Source organism: Rhodospirillaceae bacterium, assembly GCA_016722635.1.
Classification (GTDB): domain Bacteria; phylum Pseudomonadota; class Alphaproteobacteria; order JAEUKQ01; family JAEUKQ01; genus JAEUKQ01.
Window position 1 is genome coordinate 1 of sequence record JADKIX010000011.1, and the last position, 17167, is coordinate 17167.

Annotated in this window: 22 protein-coding genes; 11 read left to right on the forward strand and 11 right to left on the reverse strand. The window is 48.0% G+C overall.

What is annotated here, in order from left to right; all coding sequences use genetic code 11:
- Positions 1-226 precede the first annotated feature (226 nt).
- Together IPP67_07275 and IPP67_07280 are read left to right on the forward strand one after the other, a co-directional pair.
- Positions 227-658 (forward strand): hypothetical protein, encoded by a 432-nt coding sequence (locus IPP67_07275; GenBank protein MBL0338945.1) that lies wholly within the window; start codon positions 227-229, stop codon positions 656-658.
- A gap of 26 nt (positions 659-684) precedes the next feature.
- The gene (locus tag IPP67_07280; GenBank protein ID MBL0338946.1) at positions 685-1053 is read left to right on the forward strand and encodes a hypothetical protein; all 369 of its coding nucleotides are present in this window, start codon (positions 685-687) and stop codon (positions 1051-1053) included.
- Positions 1054-1347: 294 nt separating this feature from the next.
- Here the strand turns inward: IPP67_07280 and phaP are convergent, their stop codons facing one another.
- The 5 genes from phaP to IPP67_07305 form a co-directional block, all read right to left on the reverse strand.
- The gene (gene phaP / locus IPP67_07285; protein ID MBL0338947.1) at positions 1348-1902 is read right to left on the reverse strand and encodes a TIGR01841 family phasin; all 555 of its coding nucleotides are present in this window, start codon (positions 1900-1902) and stop codon (positions 1348-1350) included.
- 167 nt (positions 1903-2069) lie between these two features.
- Positions 2070-2732 (reverse strand): hypothetical protein, encoded by a 663-nt coding sequence (locus IPP67_07290; GenBank protein MBL0338948.1) that lies wholly within the window; start codon positions 2730-2732, stop codon positions 2070-2072.
- Between the two features lie 147 nt (positions 2733-2879).
- Complete coding sequence (locus IPP67_07295) at positions 2880-3737, reverse strand: pyrroline-5-carboxylate reductase (protein MBL0338949.1); 858 nt, start codon at positions 3735-3737, stop codon at positions 2880-2882.
- Positions 3738-3742: 5 nt separating this feature from the next.
- Positions 3743-4252, reverse strand: a complete 510-nt coding sequence (locus tag IPP67_07300; GenBank protein MBL0338950.1) for a YbjN domain-containing protein — start codon at positions 4250-4252, stop codon at positions 3743-3745.
- Positions 4253-4487: 235 nt separating this feature from the next.
- Entirely contained in the window at positions 4488-4841 is a 354-nt protein-coding gene (locus IPP67_07305) for an accessory factor UbiK family protein (GenBank protein MBL0338951.1), read from the reverse strand.
- Positions 4842-5226: 385 nt separating this feature from the next.
- Here IPP67_07305 and IPP67_07310 point away from each other — a divergent pair, with 385 nt between their 5' ends.
- Positions 5227-5424 carry a twin transmembrane helix small protein gene (locus IPP67_07310; GenBank protein ID MBL0338952.1) on the forward strand — a complete coding sequence of 66 codons (198 nt, stop codon included), beginning with the start codon at positions 5227-5229 and terminating at the stop codon, positions 5422-5424.
- A 73-nt stretch (positions 5425-5497) separates the two neighbouring features.
- On the forward strand, positions 5498-6061 hold the full coding sequence (locus tag IPP67_07315) for a cob(I)yrinic acid a,c-diamide adenosyltransferase (protein ID MBL0338953.1): 564 nt from the start codon (positions 5498-5500) through the stop codon (positions 6059-6061).
- Positions 6062-6569: 508 nt separating this feature from the next.
- Here the strand turns inward: IPP67_07315 and IPP67_07320 are convergent.
- Positions 6570-6842 (reverse strand): hypothetical protein, encoded by a 273-nt coding sequence (locus IPP67_07320; protein ID MBL0338954.1) that lies wholly within the window; start codon positions 6840-6842, stop codon positions 6570-6572.
- A 780-nt stretch (positions 6843-7622) separates the two neighbouring features.
- Here IPP67_07320 and IPP67_07325 point away from each other — a divergent pair.
- From IPP67_07325 to IPP67_07335, 3 genes are read left to right on the forward strand one after another with little or no spacing between them, the layout of a single operon-like run.
- Complete coding sequence (locus IPP67_07325; GenBank protein MBL0338955.1) at positions 7623-8372, forward strand: electron transfer flavoprotein subunit beta/FixA family protein; 750 nt, start codon at positions 7623-7625, stop codon at positions 8370-8372.
- Entirely contained in the window at positions 8372-9310 is a 939-nt protein-coding gene (locus IPP67_07330) for an electron transfer flavoprotein subunit alpha/FixB family protein (protein MBL0338956.1), read from the forward strand. The genes IPP67_07325 and IPP67_07330 overlap by 1 nt, the downstream gene beginning before the upstream one ends.
- Before the next feature lie 9 nt (positions 9311-9319).
- Entirely contained in the window at positions 9320-10264 is a 945-nt protein-coding gene (locus IPP67_07335) for a 3-hydroxybutyryl-CoA dehydrogenase (protein ID MBL0338957.1), read from the forward strand.
- A 396-nt stretch (positions 10265-10660) separates the two neighbouring features.
- Here the strand turns inward: IPP67_07335 and IPP67_07340 are convergent, their stop codons facing one another.
- From IPP67_07340 to IPP67_07360, 5 genes are read right to left on the reverse strand one after another with little or no spacing between them, the layout of a single operon-like run.
- Entirely contained in the window at positions 10661-10921 is a 261-nt protein-coding gene (locus IPP67_07340; GenBank protein MBL0338958.1) for a hypothetical protein, read from the reverse strand.
- Positions 10911-11297 carry an autotransporter outer membrane beta-barrel domain-containing protein gene (locus IPP67_07345; GenBank protein ID MBL0338959.1) on the reverse strand — a complete coding sequence of 129 codons (387 nt, stop codon included), beginning with the start codon at positions 11295-11297 and terminating at the stop codon, positions 10911-10913. The genes IPP67_07340 and IPP67_07345 overlap by 11 nt, the downstream gene beginning before the upstream one ends.
- Positions 11294-11659 (reverse strand): autotransporter domain-containing protein, encoded by a 366-nt coding sequence (locus IPP67_07350; GenBank protein MBL0338960.1) that lies wholly within the window; start codon positions 11657-11659, stop codon positions 11294-11296. The genes IPP67_07345 and IPP67_07350 overlap by 4 nt, the downstream gene beginning before the upstream one ends.
- The gene (locus IPP67_07355) at positions 11647-11922 is read right to left on the reverse strand and encodes a hypothetical protein (GenBank protein ID MBL0338961.1); all 276 of its coding nucleotides are present in this window, start codon (positions 11920-11922) and stop codon (positions 11647-11649) included. Before IPP67_07355 ends, IPP67_07350 begins: the two co-directional genes overlap by 13 nt.
- Positions 11879-13666 (reverse strand): hypothetical protein, encoded by a 1788-nt coding sequence (locus tag IPP67_07360; protein MBL0338962.1) that lies wholly within the window; start codon positions 13664-13666, stop codon positions 11879-11881. The genes IPP67_07355 and IPP67_07360 overlap by 44 nt, the downstream gene beginning before the upstream one ends.
- Before the next feature lie 288 nt (positions 13667-13954).
- Here IPP67_07360 and IPP67_07365 point away from each other — a divergent pair, with 288 nt between their 5' ends.
- From IPP67_07365 to neuC, 4 genes are all read left to right on the forward strand, one after another.
- Entirely contained in the window at positions 13955-14125 is a 171-nt protein-coding gene (locus IPP67_07365; protein MBL0338963.1) for a DUF465 domain-containing protein, read from the forward strand.
- Positions 14126-14203: 78 nt separating this feature from the next.
- The gene (locus tag IPP67_07370; protein ID MBL0338964.1) at positions 14204-14923 is read left to right on the forward strand and encodes an acylneuraminate cytidylyltransferase family protein; all 720 of its coding nucleotides are present in this window, start codon (positions 14204-14206) and stop codon (positions 14921-14923) included.
- A 7-nt stretch (positions 14924-14930) separates the two neighbouring features.
- Positions 14931-15962, forward strand: coding sequence for an N-acetylneuraminate synthase family protein (locus IPP67_07375; protein ID MBL0338965.1), 1032 nt, complete (start codon positions 14931-14933; stop codon positions 15960-15962).
- The gene (gene neuC / locus IPP67_07380) at positions 15963-17117 is read left to right on the forward strand and encodes a UDP-N-acetylglucosamine 2-epimerase (hydrolyzing) (GenBank protein MBL0338966.1); all 1155 of its coding nucleotides are present in this window, start codon (positions 15963-15965) and stop codon (positions 17115-17117) included.
- The last annotated feature ends 50 nt before the right edge of the window (positions 17118-17167 follow it).

Below are 17167 nucleotides of genomic sequence, written 5' to 3' on the forward strand. Positions count from 1 at the left end.
ACATTGGCAATCAACCCCTTAACCCTGGCAATCAACTAGCCAACCCGAATAACTCTTTGCCAACCCCCAAAGTACGGTAACCCCTGGCCAACAGGCCACTACACCCAACTCCTCAAAAACCCCTTTACAGAACAATATAGGAACGGTATATTCCCGGAATAATCCGCCTTCCATTACGGACAATACACCTCTTCCGCCTAGGCGTAATCCAACTCCACCTCAAGATTTGGATCGTCACCGTCAAAGGGGGGATTGGGATCAAACTAATGATTGGGATTTGGAACTGCATGATGAATTAGGAGGTCATGGTTTTATCGACCATGTCTATAGAACTTGGCAATATGTTGCTGACCGAATTCTTAACTCCAGAAATCGTTTGAACAATGCTTCTTCCCGCTTTATTGATGCCGATACTGCCAATCAACTTGCTCATGAAACTTTAAAAGCCAACTCTATAAAAATACAAAAATGGCTAGGTAATCCTAATTCAAATGGAATCATCGAATTAATTTATACTCCTGCTAACAACCAAATAACTGGCTTTACCCTTCCAAAGGGAATGACAGGCTTCATAGCAGCAGATAAGGTAAAAATAATCTTAGTGCGAACAGGAAATAATAGCTATCGGATCAAGACTTTTTATCCTTATCATAAATAATAAATAAGCAATTTGGGAGATCAAAAATGTTTAAAACAGAAGAAGAATTGGGTGAGCTTTACAAAAACGGTATGGAGTTTCTACTTTATATCAACGCTTATATTATGGATATTTCGGATGAGGAGCGCCGAGAGTATAAAACTTATGCGGATTTGGCAAAGTTTTATGTTGATAATTATAAAGATAGTCCTTTGCAAAGTGATAAAGTATTGGCCAAGGCGACTGAGGAGTTGAAAATGATTGCTGAGCAAGAAATGGAATCGTGGGAAGAGATTGAATCATATGTAAATATCGCCTTCAAGGATGCGGCTGAGGTTAAGATCTGGTTGGAAACGGAAGTCATTCCGGTGCTCGAAGTTGAAGCCGAGCGGCGGGGTTGGAAAAAACCTGCTTAAGGTTTCATGATATTTCTGAGGCAATGCGTTTAACGAAAGGGCAGCTTGGCTGCCCTTTGTTGTTATCATTTTGCCTATTCCCCCAACTGGCGACCAGGGTGGCTGGGTTAGCTAAGAATAAAGTTGCAGAACTCTGCACCCCGATAAATAGCTTACAGGCTTGTTTTCAGCCATCCCTAGAAAAAGTTCGCAATTTACCACCTGAAGCATCCCGCCTCATAACAAAAAACCCACCCGGCCTAGGGCCGGATGGGTTCAGGATATTCTGGATAGTTTATTATAACCGCTGATCGTTTATTTGCTGCTTGCGAAAATTTGCTTCGCGTCATCCAAATTTTGGTTCATATATTGGCCAAAAGCATCCATGGTTTGCTGGCCAGATTTTTGAGCTATCATCCCCAACTCACGCAGGCTGGTAGACGCTGCCTCAAACGTCTGTTTGGCGCTATCAATTTGCTTGGCAACACAATTTTCCAAGGACTGGCCACTACAGACCATTTGACCCATATTGGTGAAATCCTGAGCCACTTTCTGAGTTATTTCCACTTGGTGGCGGCTAACCGCCAACAAATTCTCATAAGCGACTTGCTGGGTTGCATTCAAAACCTCAACCCCACGCTTGTGCATGCCCATCATTTGGTCAAATTTCAAGGTCGGCATTGTGCCCACAGCAAACATTTTGCCCATATCGCTAAAATGCTTTTTGGCTTCTTCATAAAAACCACTCATATCAAACATGCCCTTGGCATCTTTCCAAGCAAACTGAGCGTTTTTCTGGCTGCCAGTTTGATCGTTTTTGCCATTTTGGCCATTGGCTTTATTTTGGGATTGTTGGGTGGTTGTTGCCATTTTAAAACTCCGTTCCTATCAAAAAAATAAAAAATCATGTCGCAAATTCAAGATGCTGCAATCCGCTTATCTCTTATATTGCACTGCAGCAATATGGTATATATACGCCTTGTTACACATGGTGTCAAGTCTTTTTGTGCGCTGCACAAAATCAGAACAAATTGGCGTTAGGTCGCAAGGATCCGGCGGACCAGCGCTGGCAGATAATGCCAATATTCCTGGGCTTGCCGCAATTGACCATCCAATTTTTTCATGGTGGTGGATAAATCCGGCCCCTCATCTTGATGCCAGGTGCGCAAGACCCCCAACCATGCAGGCAGGATCAGAAGGCTGGCGGTTGTTGCAGGCAACCAAGATAACAGCTGGCTTTTTTGAAGCGCTTGCTGCAAGAATTGTTGGGCATGCGTCAATAACACCTGGCTTAAGCGGGGCGAGGTTGGCCAAGCTCGCTGGATTTGGCGGTATGCTAGCCTATGCGGTTGCAGCATATCCATATAATTCATCATCAGGGTAAACAAATATTCACGGTGGCGGGAAAGCGGAGCATCCGGTAATAATTGCGCGGTCGGTTGGGCCAATAATTGCTGCGTTTGCCCATCGAGGTACGCGGCTAGTAAATCATTTAAAGTCGGATAAAAACGCTGGATTTCTTCAAGGGTTGTCAAAGACCTGGTGGCGATTTCAGGCATCGCTGCCTGCGACCAGCCCTTTTCCGCGATCACCGCCATCATCGCCTGATAAACTGCAGGATCAGGCTGGCTGCCATTGCCCGTTTCCCGGCGATTACAGCAAGACAACGCAGAAAATAAATAGCGGGAGGAGAACTGCAAATTAAAAGCTCTTTCATCAGGAAGTAGGTTGATGGCACGACATTATAGGGATTTTGTTTCTTCTTTTCCAGTGTAATCAGCAATGAGAAATAGGATGCTTGCGAGAGATGATGGCCAGCTTCCGCCCGCGACCCCATTTACCTCCATTCAGTTTTTGCGTAACTCCCGGGCACGTTCAAAAGCGGCGGCAACCGCCCGCCGCAGCAATCCGGCCAACCCTGGGTCAGCCATTAATACACGCAAGGCAGCGGCTGTGGTACCGTTAGGGCTGGTGACTTGCTGGCGCAGTAAAGAAGGCTGCACCCCTGACTGGCTGGCCATCACCGCACTGCCCAGCAAGGTTTGTTCGGCCAGTTTTCCGGCAAGTTTGGGCGGTAAACCCTGTTCTTGGGCGATGGCAGAAAAAACTTCCAAAAACAGGAAAATATAGGCCGGGCCACTGCCGCTCAGGGCGGTGACCAAATCCAACTGTTGTTCACTTTCAACCGGCATCACCATCCCCAGTTTTTCAAGTAACCCCACCCAGGTTTGGTAGATCACGGAAGGCAAGGAGGGCAAGGCATAACAACCGATAAATCCCTGCTGATAAGCCGCCGGTAAATTGGGCATTGCCCGCATGACCGCCACACTTGCCAATTGCTCTTGGATCAAGCTTAAGGGTTGGCCAGCAACGACTGATAAAAACCAGCAACCTTGTAAGGCGGCCGTTTGATAAAGCGGCAACAATTGCGGTAATGATTGCGGTTTCACGGCTAACACCAGCAGCTCATGCCGAAAATGCGGTAAATCTTGCGGGCGTCGGCGCTTGACAGCCACAGGCAATCCCTCAAAGTGACGGTGGTCGGCGGCCTTAGGATCAATAATCCCAAGCTTACCCGCGGCAACCCCCGCCCTTAACCATCCTCGGATTAAGGCCTGGCCCATTTTGCCGCCGCCAATCACCCAGATGTCAGGCACCCAGACATCAGGGGTTTGGCCAGTATTTTCTTCGAACTTTTCCGGCATGGATGTTATGCTTCGCCAACTGTCTCCAGAATCGCCATTTGCATGGCTTTTTTCGGGTCATGATTGGCCCAGATGACAAATTGGAAAATCGGATAGAAACGTTCGCACTCCCGCAAGATATTTTTCACAATGTCTTCGACTTGTTCCATGACAATGTTTGGCACCCCCCGCAAGGCCTGGGAACAGCGGAAAATCGGAATTTCCAATTCGGAACACAGGCCAAAATGGCCAGAATATATTTGTTCGTTGGCCAATATGATCAACTCCATCACGTCTTGGCGGTGGATGGGCGGAACCTTGATATCAAGCGGGCAAGAAATATGCAGAAACCCGGCAGCCGAACGCCATAAAACCCCTATCTTATATTCTGCCCACTTCCCTTTAATTTGGGTAAAGGCTTCATGCGGCTCTCTCTTTTCAAAACCCAAACCTTCACGCACGGCATAATCCTCAATGACATCCAAAGGACTATCATGGGAATCTGATCGGCGGTTATTGCGGCCTAGACGGGACATTTAAGGATTCCTTCACTACTATTGGTTGTGATACGGTTGTTGTTTGTTATTTTCCTCATCCTTCCTAATTTTGGCCCATCAATGCACCTAGTGGCCGAAATTAGGAACCAAGCAATTACCACTCCCTCATAACCTCTGCTACCCTGAAGGTTAACTTAACCCCAGGTAATACTTAAAAAAACGGTGCCGGGCTTCGATACCCCTATCTGGCGGCCGTTTTTTCATTCTTCTTGTCTTATTCCTTGCTTTTTTTGGGTTGATTCTTTCCCCCACTTTGATCCTGGCCAAGTACTGCTGCCCCATCCCCTGGCACAGATATATCCTGGGGCTGCATTTGTTGTTGGGCCTGCCACCGCCTCTCCAGCACATTTAAACGCTCTTGGAGACGTTCTTGTTCAATCCGGGCAAGGGCTGCCATGTTTCTCACTATTTCCAATTCCGCCCGTGGGGCAACATCCAAACGCTGCACGAAACGCTTTGATAAAAGCTGGCATTCATGGACAATCTGTTGGCGCACAGCAAAAGCCGTTTCAATTGCCCCGGCCATCATTTTGGTGGCATCTTCCAAAAAATTGATTGGTTTTTTCATTGATTACCCTTTATTGACCAGCATTTATTTCTTATCAACACTGTATTTTTAAGCTGAAGCACCAGGCGTTTAGCAAAGATATAAATGATCTGCCCAGCATATTGTACGAGTATTTTTTGCGATTATTTACAGCGCATCGTTCCACAAAATGGCCAAGATCGTCAAGCATGATTTTCATACCCTTATGCTCCCATTGAAAATGGGCAGTTTAAAGTCATTCATTATTTTTGAGGATTATCATGAATAATATCTACCAACCTAGACATATGAAATGCTATTGAGCTAGTCTTGAAGAGGCAGCAAGCTATCTCCAGCACCTCTTGCCGATTTTTTTGAAAAAGGCTATATGATAGGCAAGAAGTTGTTTTTTGAAAGAATTAGACGGATGCATACAGTTTTATTTTACTTATTATTGGTTTCCTTATTCGCAACCTTGATGGTGTTGGGGATTGGCTTGGCCAGTCTAGGGCGTGGCGGCGCTTTTTCTAAAAAACACGGCAACCGGTTGATGCAATGGCGCGTGGGAATGCAAGTCTTAACCATTTTGCTGCTGATCCTTTATATATCTGTGCCACGTTCCTAAACTACTCATCTCTTGCCAAGAACCATCTTGACGGCAAGGTTATCATCAATTTGTCATTATAGGAATCAGACGGATGGTGCGTTTAACCAAAATTTACACCCGCGGCGGCGACCAAGGCCAAACCTCTTTAACCGGCGGGAAACGTGTGGATAAGCATCACCAGCAAGTGGAGGCTTACGGCACGGTCGATGAAGTAAACGCCCATTTAAGCCTGATTGCTCTGCACGCCCCGGAAACAATCGAGATCACCCATCATCTGCAGCAAGATTTATTTGATTTGGGTGCTGATTTGTCAACCCCCTTGCCACTGGCATCTGTAGCTGATCCAGCCTTGCGGATCCAACAAGCGCAAATCGATTATTTGGAAAAAACCATTGACCGGTTAAATGCCGCCTTATCCCCCCTAACCTCTTTTGTTTTACCGGGCGGTACGGCAGCATCGACTTACTGCCATATTGCCAGGACCGTGGCCCGGCGTGCCGAGCGCCAAACCAGCAAACTAGCCAGTGAACAACCGATTAATCCATTGGCGCTTATTTATTTGAACCGGTTATCAGATTTGCTATTCGTCATGGCCCGTTACTTTAATGACCAAGGCAAACGCGATATTTTATGGCAGCCGGGCAAGAACCGCTGACCCAGGGGTAAACTGCTTTCCTATCCTTATCCCAGAATAGATTGCAATATAGATTGCAATCCCTACCAAGATACTATGAACAATTTTTATGATTCATTTTATTGTTGTTTTTACCTTGTCTATTCATGAAATGGTAGAAAATTCCTTGAAAACACCTATAATATCTAACAATATCAATTGTTTTAGACTATTGAAAATGGGTACAAATGATACAAATTAATTATAAGAATATATAAAAATATAAGAAAAATTAACTTTTTGTTTACTTTTTGTGGTATATGTAGTGTCTGTGACAAGTTTATTAGAAAACAAGTTATCAACACAATGGAGATTTTATGAATAGTTTTCGCAAACTTCTTTTTGTCAGCGCGAGTTTACTCGTAACATCGGCAGCTTTCGGGCAAAACCCTGATTGCAAAGTCTTATCTTACCAAAATCTGGATGCCCTGGGTTGCAAGGATTTGCAATCTGATAGTGGCCTGACTGCACCCGATAGGTTCAACGATTCTCATATAGGCTTATCCCCGGGAAGGGCACCAATTGACATGCCAAAACCCGGCACAGCGATAGGTGGGTCAAGTACACCATCCACAACGACGGTGCCTAGCACTACTACAACGCCCGCAGGGTCAACAACAACCACATCTACGACACCATCCACAACGACAGTGCCTAGCACTACTACAACGCCCGCAGGGTCAACAACAACCACATCTACGACACCATCCACAACGACGGTGCCTAGCACTACTACAACGCCCACAGGATCAACAACAACCACATCACGACACCATCCACAACGACGGTGCCTGCTACTACAACGCCCGCAGGGTCAACAACAACCACCACATCTACGACACCATCCACAACGACGGTGCCTAGCACTACTACAACGCCCGCAGGGTCAACTCCTCCTCTAGGGAGTAATCCGACGAGCGCACCATCAGCGCCTCCTATAGGGAGTAATCCGACGGGCGTACCATCAGCGCCTCCTATAGGGAGTAATCCGACGGGCGTACCATCACTACCTCCTATAGGGAGTAATCCGACGAGCGCACCATCAGCACCGATTGTCGCAACCAACCCAGCCGAAGATGTGATTATGTTTAAACTGCGCCAAGAAGATGCTAAAACCAGTTATTTCGGTGCGATGGATAAGGAGGGTGCCGTTCGTGGCAATAAAGGCATCACTCGTGACCAACGAGATTCAGGGAAGCAATTCAGTGGCACGGTAGTAACCCCGACAGGCTCGACCCCTCCAGGTCCTAGATACTAAGACCGTAGCATAAAAACTTCTACTTCAAAACCAGGAACATTAAAAGTTCCTGGTTTTTTTTCGCTTTATCTTCGGCTCATTACTATACTTAGGAAAGCCTTTTCCTATAAGCAGAAAAATATGCTGGCACGGGAAATATTTGACAAAAAAACATCGGCGTGTTGCAATGCACAAAGTTTTACGAGTGCTAATATATAGTGTTTTATCAAAATTGCCTTGACCGTTTAATGAATAAGGATAAAACCAAAGAAGTTTTGAAAACCCCTCATAAAGGATAGGAAACAAATGAAAGTGCTGGTTGCCGTCAAACGGGTGATTGATTATAACGTAAAAATTCGAGTGAAAGCCGATGGCAGCGGCGTTGAAACGACGAATGTGAAAATGTCGATGAACCCTTTTGATGAAATCGCTTTGGAGGAGGCCGTGCGCCTGCGCGAAAAATCCGTGGCCACGGAAGTCGTGGCCGTATCGATGGGTGGGGCGGGCTGCCTTGAAACATTACGCACCGCGTTGGCGTTGGGCGCCGACCGGGCCATCCATATCCCAGTTGACCAGGAATTACAACCCTTAGCGGTTGCCAAACTATTACAAGCGTTGGTTAAAATTGAAAAGCCTCAACTGGTTTTTTTGGGCAAACAAGCGATTGATGATGATTGCAACCAAACCGGCCAAATGTTGGCAGCCCTGCTTGATTGGCCGCAAGCCACCTGTGCCTTTAAACTAACGGTGTCTTCGGGTACAATTGAAGTTATTTCAGAAATTGACGGCGGCTTGGAAACGGTTGAGATGCCATTACCGGCCTTGGTGACTGCCGATTTGCGTTTAAACCAGCCGCGTTATGCCTCACTCCCCAACATTATGAAAGCTAAGAAAAAAACCATTGAAAGCATGGCGGTTGAGCAATTGGCCGTGGATATCACCCTGCATTTGCGGACTTTAAAGATTAGCGAGCCCCCGAAAAGGCAGGCAGGCGTTAAGGTTAAGGATGCCGCTGATTTGGTCAATCGCCTGCGTCATGAAGCAAAGGTGCTATAATGTCGATTTTAATTATTGCCGAATATGTACAGCAAAAAATTTCCCCCAGCACCTTATGCGCCGTGCAAGCCGCCCAAAAAATCGGCGGGGAAATTGATCTAGCGGTACTTGGATCAAATTGCCAGGAAATTGCCAAGCTTTTTGCTGGTATCCCTGGCATCCGCCAAGTATTGGTGGCTGATCATCCCTATTTGGGGCATCCGCTTGCCGATTGTTATGCGAAAATAATCGCGCCAGTGGGCAAAGGTTATTCTCATCTGGTGATGGCCGCCACCAGCTTTGGCAAATCCTTGATGCCACGGGTGGCAGCCTTGCTGGATGTCGCCCAAATATCTGATGTGGTAGCGATTGTCAGCCCAGACATTTTTGTTCGCCATATTTATGCGGGTAATGCCACCGCCACCATCCAATCCCTAGACGCCTTAAAGATTTTGACCATCCGCCCCTCTGCTTTCCAACCCGTAGCCAGCAGCGGCGGACAGGCAGCCATCAAAGCCTTGCCTTTTACCCCCTTGGCCTCGCAAACCAAATTGATCAAACAGGAAATCAGCAAATCGGCGCGACCGGAATTAAACGGCGCAAAAATTGTGGTATCGGGTGGACGGGGTTTACAAAACAGCAGTAATTTCAGCCTGCTTGAAAAACTGGCCGATAAATTAGGCGCAGCTTTGGGCGCCAGCCGGGCAGCGGTTGATGCCGGTTTTGTCCCCAATGATTATCAAGTTGGCCAAACCGGCAAAGTGGTGGCCCCCCAATTATATATTGCCGTGGGTATTTCAGGCGCCATCCAGCATCTGGCGGGCATGAAAGACAGCAAGGTTATCGTGGCCATCAATAAAGACGCGGATGCCCCGATTTTCCAAATTGCCGATTACGGGCTGGTTGCCGATTTATTTGAAGCCGTCCCCGCTTTCATCAACGCTTTAGATTCAAAATAGGAAATTCCCATGACCTTGAAGACAGAGACCAATCCCAAACAACCAAACCCAACCACCGCCAACCTTAAAGGCACCGTTAACGCCATCCAACAAATAGGGGTGATCGGTGCTGGCCAGATGGGCAGCGGTATTGCCCATGTATTTGCGTTATCTGGGTATCAGGTTCAGATATTTGATAATAATCCCAGGCAATTGGAAAAAGTGCTGGACCAAATTGGTCAAAACATGAACCGGCAGATCAAAAAGGGCTTGATTACGGAGGGTGCCAAACAACAAGGGTTAAAAAATATCAGCCCTATATCCCAATTATCAGCGTTTCAGAAAAGCGATTTGGTGGTTGAGGCAGCGGTTGAAAACGAAGCCATCAAACAGCAAATTTTTCAGCAGCTATGCCCACATTTGCCCACACATGCCATCTTGGCCACCAACACCTCTTCCATATCCATTACGCGCCTGGCTTCCGCAACCGACCGTCCGGCCCAGTTCATCGGCATGCATTTCATGAACCCGGTACCCGTGATGCAGTTAATTGAGGTGATCCGTGGCTTAGCTACCAGCACTACCACCGAACAAACCATTCGGGAGATTGCCCAAAAATTGGGTAAAGTCACAGCACGTTCAGAAGATTCTCCTGGTTTCCTGGTTAATCGCATTTTAATGCCAATGATTAACGAGGCGATTTATGCCCTGTATGAAGGGGTTGGAGATATTGAATCGATTGACGTGGCCATGAAACTGGGCACCAATCACCCCATGGGCCCCCTCGAATTAGCTGATTTTATTGGCCTTGATACCTGCCTGGCTATTATGCAGGTACTGTATGACGGCTTATCCGATAGTAAATATCGCCCCTGTCCCTTGCTGGTGAAATATGTAGATGCGGGCTGGCTGGGCCGTAAAAGCAAACGCGGCTTTTATGATTATCGTGGCGAAAAACCCGTGCCAACCCGTTAGGCTTTTATCCCACAATCAATCCGTTATTTAAAAAACAAGGGGAGGAACATCGTTCCTCCCCTTTTAATTGGTGTTAAACGGTTGGCAAGGATTTCCCGGGCAAACTCAACCTACCTTCGCCTTGCTCCCTGTCGCTTGCTGCTTGTTGCTGCCTATAGCTACACCCTCTCTATCGATAGCGGTCAAACCCATTAAGGCGGCAACCGAAGTCATGGTGATAGAAGGGCAAGAAAAAACTTTGGATGATGTATAGTGCTCCCGCAAATCTTCTAGATAAGATAACATCATCAATTGAATGATAGGGTATTTTTAAGGGATTGACTTTAGATAATAAGAAAGGGGGGAGGAACGAAGTTCCTCCCCCCTTTGGTTCAGTTGATTATCGGTGGTTAGAGTTTACCAACGGATGCCCAGCGATCCTTGGAACGTCCGCTCATCACGCTTGCCGCCAATGCTTTGTTGATACCCCACACCCACCGTCACAGGGCCAAAACCCACATTCAATCCACCACCACCCGTATAGATGTTCTTGCCCCCGTCTGTCGACCGTACATTAAACGCCGTCCCCGGTTGCTGGAACGACACATCTCGGTCTTGATACCCCTTACCCACCAACACCCGCTCATACCCCCCCTTCACATACGGTTCAAAGCTCACCAAGCCCGCTTGGAAGACAGCGCTCACCTCCCACCCTCACATGCCCTCGTCCCTCCCATCCCTTCTCCTTCTCCCCACTTAAGCTCACCGAGTTCCCACCCTTCTCCTCAAACCCTTGCTCATATACACGCGCCATCTCCAACCCAACCTCCGGTGTCACCTTGATCATCCCCAAATTGATCCCATACCCCACCCCCACATCCATCCCGAACTCCCTCACCTGCTCCGATCCCCTCATATTCCGTTGGTTAGGCAACCAACTTCCTACTATGCTTCTTGTAACCTTCTGCTTCCCTGACGCATAACTCACTCCCCCACTCACCTCAATCCCTCCGAAGTTCCATCCTCCATACACCCCTCCCATCACCAGTTTCACTTCCCCCTCCCACGTGCGCCCAGCTTCAATCCCCCCTGCCCATACCCCACCATCACACCTACCTTCCCTCCCCCAAACCCATATTCAACACCCCCCACCAAGCCTCTCACATCTCCACGGATCCTCTCCCCATTCCCATCCCCCTTCACATCCTCCTGCCCCTGCAGCACATTCCCCCATACCCCAACCCCTTCCAAGTTCCCATCAATCCGCCCCATCCCTAACGCACGGAAGTTCCGCGTCACCCCACTACGCACTTCCCCCATCGCTGCCCAGGCTTCCCCACTTAAACTGTCCAGTGCCGCTCGGTAGGCATCATCATTCGCCCCTAATCTCTCAAACGCCTCCGCTACCGTCTCCATATCACTCCCCGCCCCACTCCCAGCCATCCCCGGAATAACCCATCCCCCGCTTGCCGCTGGTTATACGTATTCCCTATCGTTGCATAATTGATCTTCTCCACCTGCACCTGCACCACCCTTGGGACAGTATAATTCACTTTGAACTTCGTAAACTTCGTTCCAGCAGGTAATGTTGTCAAACCAAACTGCCCATTCACCGCCACTCCCGCCGTGATCACATCATAACTCGCGCCATTCCTGTACAATCCGGGCGCAACCGCCACTGTCAATGTGCCATTGCCACCCAAATTCACACTCCCCCCTACCGCAAGCTGCGTCTGTAAGCCCCAGGCCCAACGACACCTCCACAACCGATCCCGCATTCACCGTCACATTCTCCGTAACCGTCAACTTGCCTGTCGTCCCATCCCCCGGATGAAGGGTTCCCCCCGCCGATACGTTCACATTCCCCGTCACCATTCCTTGACCACTTAATGTCCCTCCAGCTACCTCAAACCCCGTAACCACCCCAACATTCTGCCCCGTCGCTATATTCAACTCACCTGCATTCACCAATACCCCTACTCCAAAACTATAATTATTACCCAATACCCACTTGCCAGCACCATCTTTTACCAATAATTCAACACCACTCACGGTATTATTGAAGGTTTGACTTTCCCCTGCCATACCCCCATCTAAAAACAGACGATCATTCCCAAGACCTCCATCAATCGTCCCCCCTACACTCATACCCATCCCCATATTCAACGTTAATCTGTCGTCTCCTCCTCCCAAAACTATATTGCCCACAATCCTACCGCTGTTGGTTACCGTGTCATTACCTGTACCCGCCGTAAGTAATCCACCGATGGTTGCACCAGCATTGTTCGTCAATACATTAACCCCATCTCCCAGAACTATATTGCCCCCAATGCCACCGCTGTTGGTTACCCTGTCATCACCTGCACCCATGGCTACCCGGCCGTCAATAACCCCATTCGTTCCGTTAGTTAGCGTGTTAACACCATTCCCTAAATCAATTACCACGGGTGACATTGCAATACCAATAACCCCATCATTCGTAACGATATCATCACCACCAAGGGTTGTGATATTTCCCACCATCATCCCTCTTCGCAAATTGTTTACAACGTTAGCGCCTGCCCCCAGTTCCAGTTTGCCTGAAATACTGCCGTCATTGGCAACATTATCAACCCCATCGCCGCCTGTAATATCACCGGTAATGACGCCGCCAGTGAACCCCCTCCGGACATTAGAAATTATATTAAGTCCATTTCCCAAACTCAGGTGACCGGTTATTGAACCCTCATTGATGATGGTTTCATTGCCCAAACCACCCGAAATTGCCCGGGTGGTTCCCGTCAAATCACCTAGGTTGGTAATAGATGTCTGTTGCCCCATGGTCGAAATGACATTGATCCCTGTAGCAGCGTTAATAGTGGCGCCACTTTCATTGATGATAGTGGTGTTATCAACCTTGTCCAGCACTATGCCACCATTACCAGCAGTAATTTTTCCACCGGCACGATTAGTAACTTGTGAGTTATTACTGCCTGACTCAATTCGGATGGCAGTGTTCCCAACGTTTCTAATCACCCCATCATTCTCGATCACTGCCATGCCATTTTGAGCGGCAATAGCAGTAAACATCCCCCCGCTAATAACTCCATTTTTCAAGTTCTTTATTGTTCCACCCTTATCAATCCAAACACCACTAGTACCAGGGACACCATTGATAGCACCATCATTGCTAACTATCCCCCCACCGCCAGTCAAACCAACAGCTACTCCTGCCCCAGCGTTTACTATGGCTCGTGACTGCACGTCCACCGTAATCCCTATGGCAGGATCAATATATGCAGGGCTCACTGCCGTACATGTCACGTACTTTCCAGCTTTCACACAAGCAGCTTGGGCAGATGTACCAGAAAGACCAAGAACCATTAAAGCGGCAACCGAGGTCATGGTAACAAAACGTGTTTTGGGTAATATATGGGAATTCATCCGCAACTCCTGGGTAAGTGATATAAAATTATTTAATAACACCGACACCTATATCACAAATATCTAACTGTTTCAAGTTTTAATATGAATAGACTATCATATATGATACCAGAATAGCCCGTAATTATTGATACCACAATCGTGACCACCGCTCATAAAATCAGCCTTAAGGCGATTGATGCTGGCAATTTTGCCGCCTCACATGTTTGCGGGTTGGCTGTTTACAAAATCTGCCTGACCCTGCATACTTAGCCCGTGAATGAATTCTGATCCTGATAGGTTATAAGAATGTTTAATAAGTCCCATGCCGATCACTTAAAACAGCGCCACCAACAGCTGGCGGAACAAATCCGCCAGGAAATGGCAAGGCCGGTTCCGAATCAAACCCTTTTGTCCGATTTGAAGCGGCAAAAGCTGCAAGCAAAACAGGAATTTGAAAAATTTACCCATAATCATTAAATGATTTGGCAATTGGTAAATTTTTTGCTAGCGGTTAAGGGAATCATCAAGATACATAAACCTTAGAAAGTTTTTGGCATGGCAAGGCTTGGCAAAACGGTGTTGGCGGTTATACCGGCACGAGGCGGCAGCAAGGGAATTCCCAAAAAGAACTTACAGAAAATCGGCGGTATTAGCCTGGTTGGGCGCAGCATTTTGTTTGCTAGGTCACTGTCATGGGTTGACCAAATTGTTTTAAGCACCGACAGCCCGGAAATTGCCGATGAGGGCAAAAAATACGGGCTTGATGTGCCTTTTTTACGCCCGGCGGAACTCGCAACTGACACCGCAACCGGCGCGGACGCCTGGAAAAATGCTTGGCTTACCAGTGAAAAACATTGGGGCAAGCCCTTTGATGTTTCGATCCTGCTGCAACCGACCTCGCCTTTCCGGCAGATCAAGGATGTGGAAAGGACCATTGATACGATGATCCAGGGCGGCCATGCGGCGGCCACCTCCATCAGCCGGGTGCCCGGGCATTACACCCCACAAAAAATCTTTACCCTTGACCAATCCAAAGTCTTACATTTTTATGCAACTGACGGCGTGCGCCATTCCAACCGGCAATCCATTCCTGCCTATTATACCCGGAACGGCCTGTATTACAGTGTGCGGCGGGATACCCTGATTGGTAAAGGCCAGATTGTTGAGGAAAATTGTGCCGGTATTTTAATTGACGATCATGTGGTGAATATTGATGAACCCATTGACCTGGAATGGGCCGAATTTATCTTCCAGCGTCAACAGAAAAAAGGTTGATTTGATCATGAACACCTGGCTACATAACCCCGCAAGCAAAAACTGCACGATTATTGCCGAAGTTGCCCAATCCCATGATGGCAGCCTAGGGATGGCCCACGCCTTCATTGATGCGGTGGCTAAAACCGGCGCTGATGCGATTAAATTCCAAACCCATATTGCCGCAGCGGAAAGCACACCCAGTGAGCCTTGGCGCAAAAAATTCAGCCTGCAAGATGTGACGCGCTATGATTATTGGAAACGCATGGAATTTAGCGAAAGCCAATGGCAGGGTTTAAAAAACCATGCGGTGGAAAAAGGATTGCTGTTCTTAAGCTCACCCTTTTCCTTGGAAGCCGTGGAACTGCTTAAAAAAGTGGGGATGACCGCTTGGAAAATCGCCTCGGGTGAAATCAGCAATTCGCAGATGCTGCAAATGATTGCGGCAACCAAACAACCCGTGATGATTTCAACCGGCATGAGTGATTTAAATGAGGTTGACCGCACGGTGGCTTTATTAAAACCAAGCGGCGTACCCCTGGCCTTGATGCAATGCGCCACCATCTATCCCTGCCCACCCGAAGCGGTTGGCTTAAATGTCATTGATATGTATAAAAAACGCTATCAAACCGCAGTTGGCCTAAGCGACCATTCCGCAACTATTTATGCGGGGCTTGCTGCCGCCAGCATGGGCATCCAGGTGCTAGAGGTGCATGTGACCTTAAGCCCCGACATGTTTGGCCCTGATGTGATTGCGTCCCTAACAACCACCGAGTTAAAACAATTGGTTGACGGGGTGCGTTTTATTGAAAAAATGTTAGCCAATCCCGTTAATAAACAGGTTCTTGGCGAACATGCGGCCCCCCTGCGGAAAATTTTTATGAAAAGTGTGGTGGCCAAACATGATCTTTTAAAGGGGCATATTTTATCCCCAGATGATATGGCCCTTAAAAAACCGGGTGGTGGACTTACGGCGGATGATTACCCCCAATTGATCGGTAAGCGCTTACGAAAATCCATTGCCAAAGACGAAATGATTTTAAAGGAAAATACCGAATAAATGCCCCGTACCGTCTGTGTTGTCATTACCGCAAGGCCCAGTTATTCAAGGATTAAATCGGCCCTGCAAGCCATTCAAAAACACCCTGGATTGAAATTGCAATTGGTGGTTGCCGCCTCCGCCTTGCTGGATCTTTACGGCAATGCCGTGAAGGTGATTGAACAGGAAGGCTTTAAGGTTGACCGCCATGTCTATATGATTTTGGAAGGCGAGAATTTGGTGACATCCGCCAAATCAACCGGCTTCGGCTTGGCCGAACTTGCAACCGTCTTTGATAATTTGCGCCCCGATATGGTGGTGACCATCGCCGACCGTTTTGAAACCATGGCTACCGCTGTGGCTGCCTCCTATATGAACATCCCCTTGGTGCATATCCAGGGGGGTGAAGTGACAGGTTCCATTGACGAAAAAGTGCGCCATGCCATCACCAAGCTGGCAGATGTGCATTTGGTATGTACCCCCTTATCGCGGGAGCGGGTGATCCGCATGGGGGAGCGGGCCGAATCCGTCTATGTCACCGGTTGCCCCTCCATCGATATTGCCAAGGAAGCCCTGGGGCAAAAGCCGTTGGATGAGGATATTTTCGCCCGATATGGCGGGGTTGGGCCGAAATTTGACCTGTCCAAGGGCTATTTGGTGGTGATGCAACATCCGGTCACCACCGAATATAAGGAATCCCGCACCCATATTCATGAAACCTTGAAGGCAATCGCCCAATTGAATATGCCAACCCTTTGGTTTTGGCCGAACGTGGACGCCGGGTCGGATGGCACATCAAAGGGGATCAGGGCTTTTCGGGAAACAGGCCAATTAAAGCAAGTGCATTTTTTCAAAAATTTGCCGCCGGTTGAATTTTTAAGGCTGCTGTGCGGCAGCCATTGCATCATCGGCAACTCCAGCGTTGCCATCCGCGAATGCAGTTATTTGGGGGTGCCAGCCGTCAATATCGGCACCCGCCAGTTTGGGCGTGAGCGAGGGAAAAACGTGATTGACGTCGATTACAACCATCAAGACATTATGAAAGCCGTCCGCCAACATATCAGCCAACCCAGACCAGCGCGTGATTTATTATATGGCGATGGCTTGGCCGGTAAACGGATTGCCGATTGTTTGGCAACCGCCCCTTTAAGCGTTGAAAAACATTTAACTTATTAATATCATAGGGCCTAAGCTGGGGATGGGGCAATCCCCTATCCCCTGCTCAT

Coding starts and splice junctions, on each gene's coding strand:
- IPP67_07280 (MBL0338946.1), top strand. CDS start 685: ATGTTTAAAACAGAAGAAGAATTGGGTGAGCTTTACAAAAACGGTATG.
- phaP (MBL0338947.1), bottom strand. CDS start 1,902: ATGGCAACAACCACCCAACAATCCCAAAATAAAGCCAATGGCCAAAAT.
- IPP67_07295 (MBL0338949.1), bottom strand. CDS start 3,737: ATGCCGGAAAAGTTCGAAGAAAATACTGGCCAAACCCCTGATGTCTGG.
- IPP67_07300 (MBL0338950.1), bottom strand. CDS start 4,252: ATGTCCCGTCTAGGCCGCAATAACCGCCGATCAGATTCCCATGATAGT.
- IPP67_07305 (MBL0338951.1), bottom strand. CDS start 4,841: ATGAAAAAACCAATCAATTTTTTGGAAGATGCCACCAAAATGATGGCC.
- IPP67_07310 (MBL0338952.1), top strand. CDS start 5,227: ATGCATACAGTTTTATTTTACTTATTATTGGTTTCCTTATTCGCAACC.
- IPP67_07315 (MBL0338953.1), top strand. CDS start 5,498: ATGGTGCGTTTAACCAAAATTTACACCCGCGGCGGCGACCAAGGCCAA.
- IPP67_07325 (MBL0338955.1), top strand. CDS start 7,623: ATGAAAGTGCTGGTTGCCGTCAAACGGGTGATTGATTATAACGTAAAA.
- IPP67_07330 (MBL0338956.1), top strand. CDS start 8,372: ATGTCGATTTTAATTATTGCCGAATATGTACAGCAAAAAATTTCCCCC.
- IPP67_07335 (MBL0338957.1), top strand. CDS start 9,320: ATGACCTTGAAGACAGAGACCAATCCCAAACAACCAAACCCAACCACC.
- IPP67_07350 (MBL0338960.1), bottom strand. CDS start 11,659: ATGGAGACGGTAGCGGAGGCGTTTGAGAGATTAGGGGCGAATGATGAT.
- IPP67_07360 (MBL0338962.1), bottom strand. CDS start 13,666: ATGAATTCCCATATATTACCCAAAACACGTTTTGTTACCATGACCTCG.
- IPP67_07365 (MBL0338963.1), top strand. CDS start 13,955: ATGTTTAATAAGTCCCATGCCGATCACTTAAAACAGCGCCACCAACAG.
- IPP67_07370 (MBL0338964.1), top strand. CDS start 14,204: ATGGCAAGGCTTGGCAAAACGGTGTTGGCGGTTATACCGGCACGAGGC.
- IPP67_07375 (MBL0338965.1), top strand. CDS start 14,931: ATGAACACCTGGCTACATAACCCCGCAAGCAAAAACTGCACGATTATT.
- neuC (MBL0338966.1), top strand. CDS start 15,963: ATGCCCCGTACCGTCTGTGTTGTCATTACCGCAAGGCCCAGTTATTCA.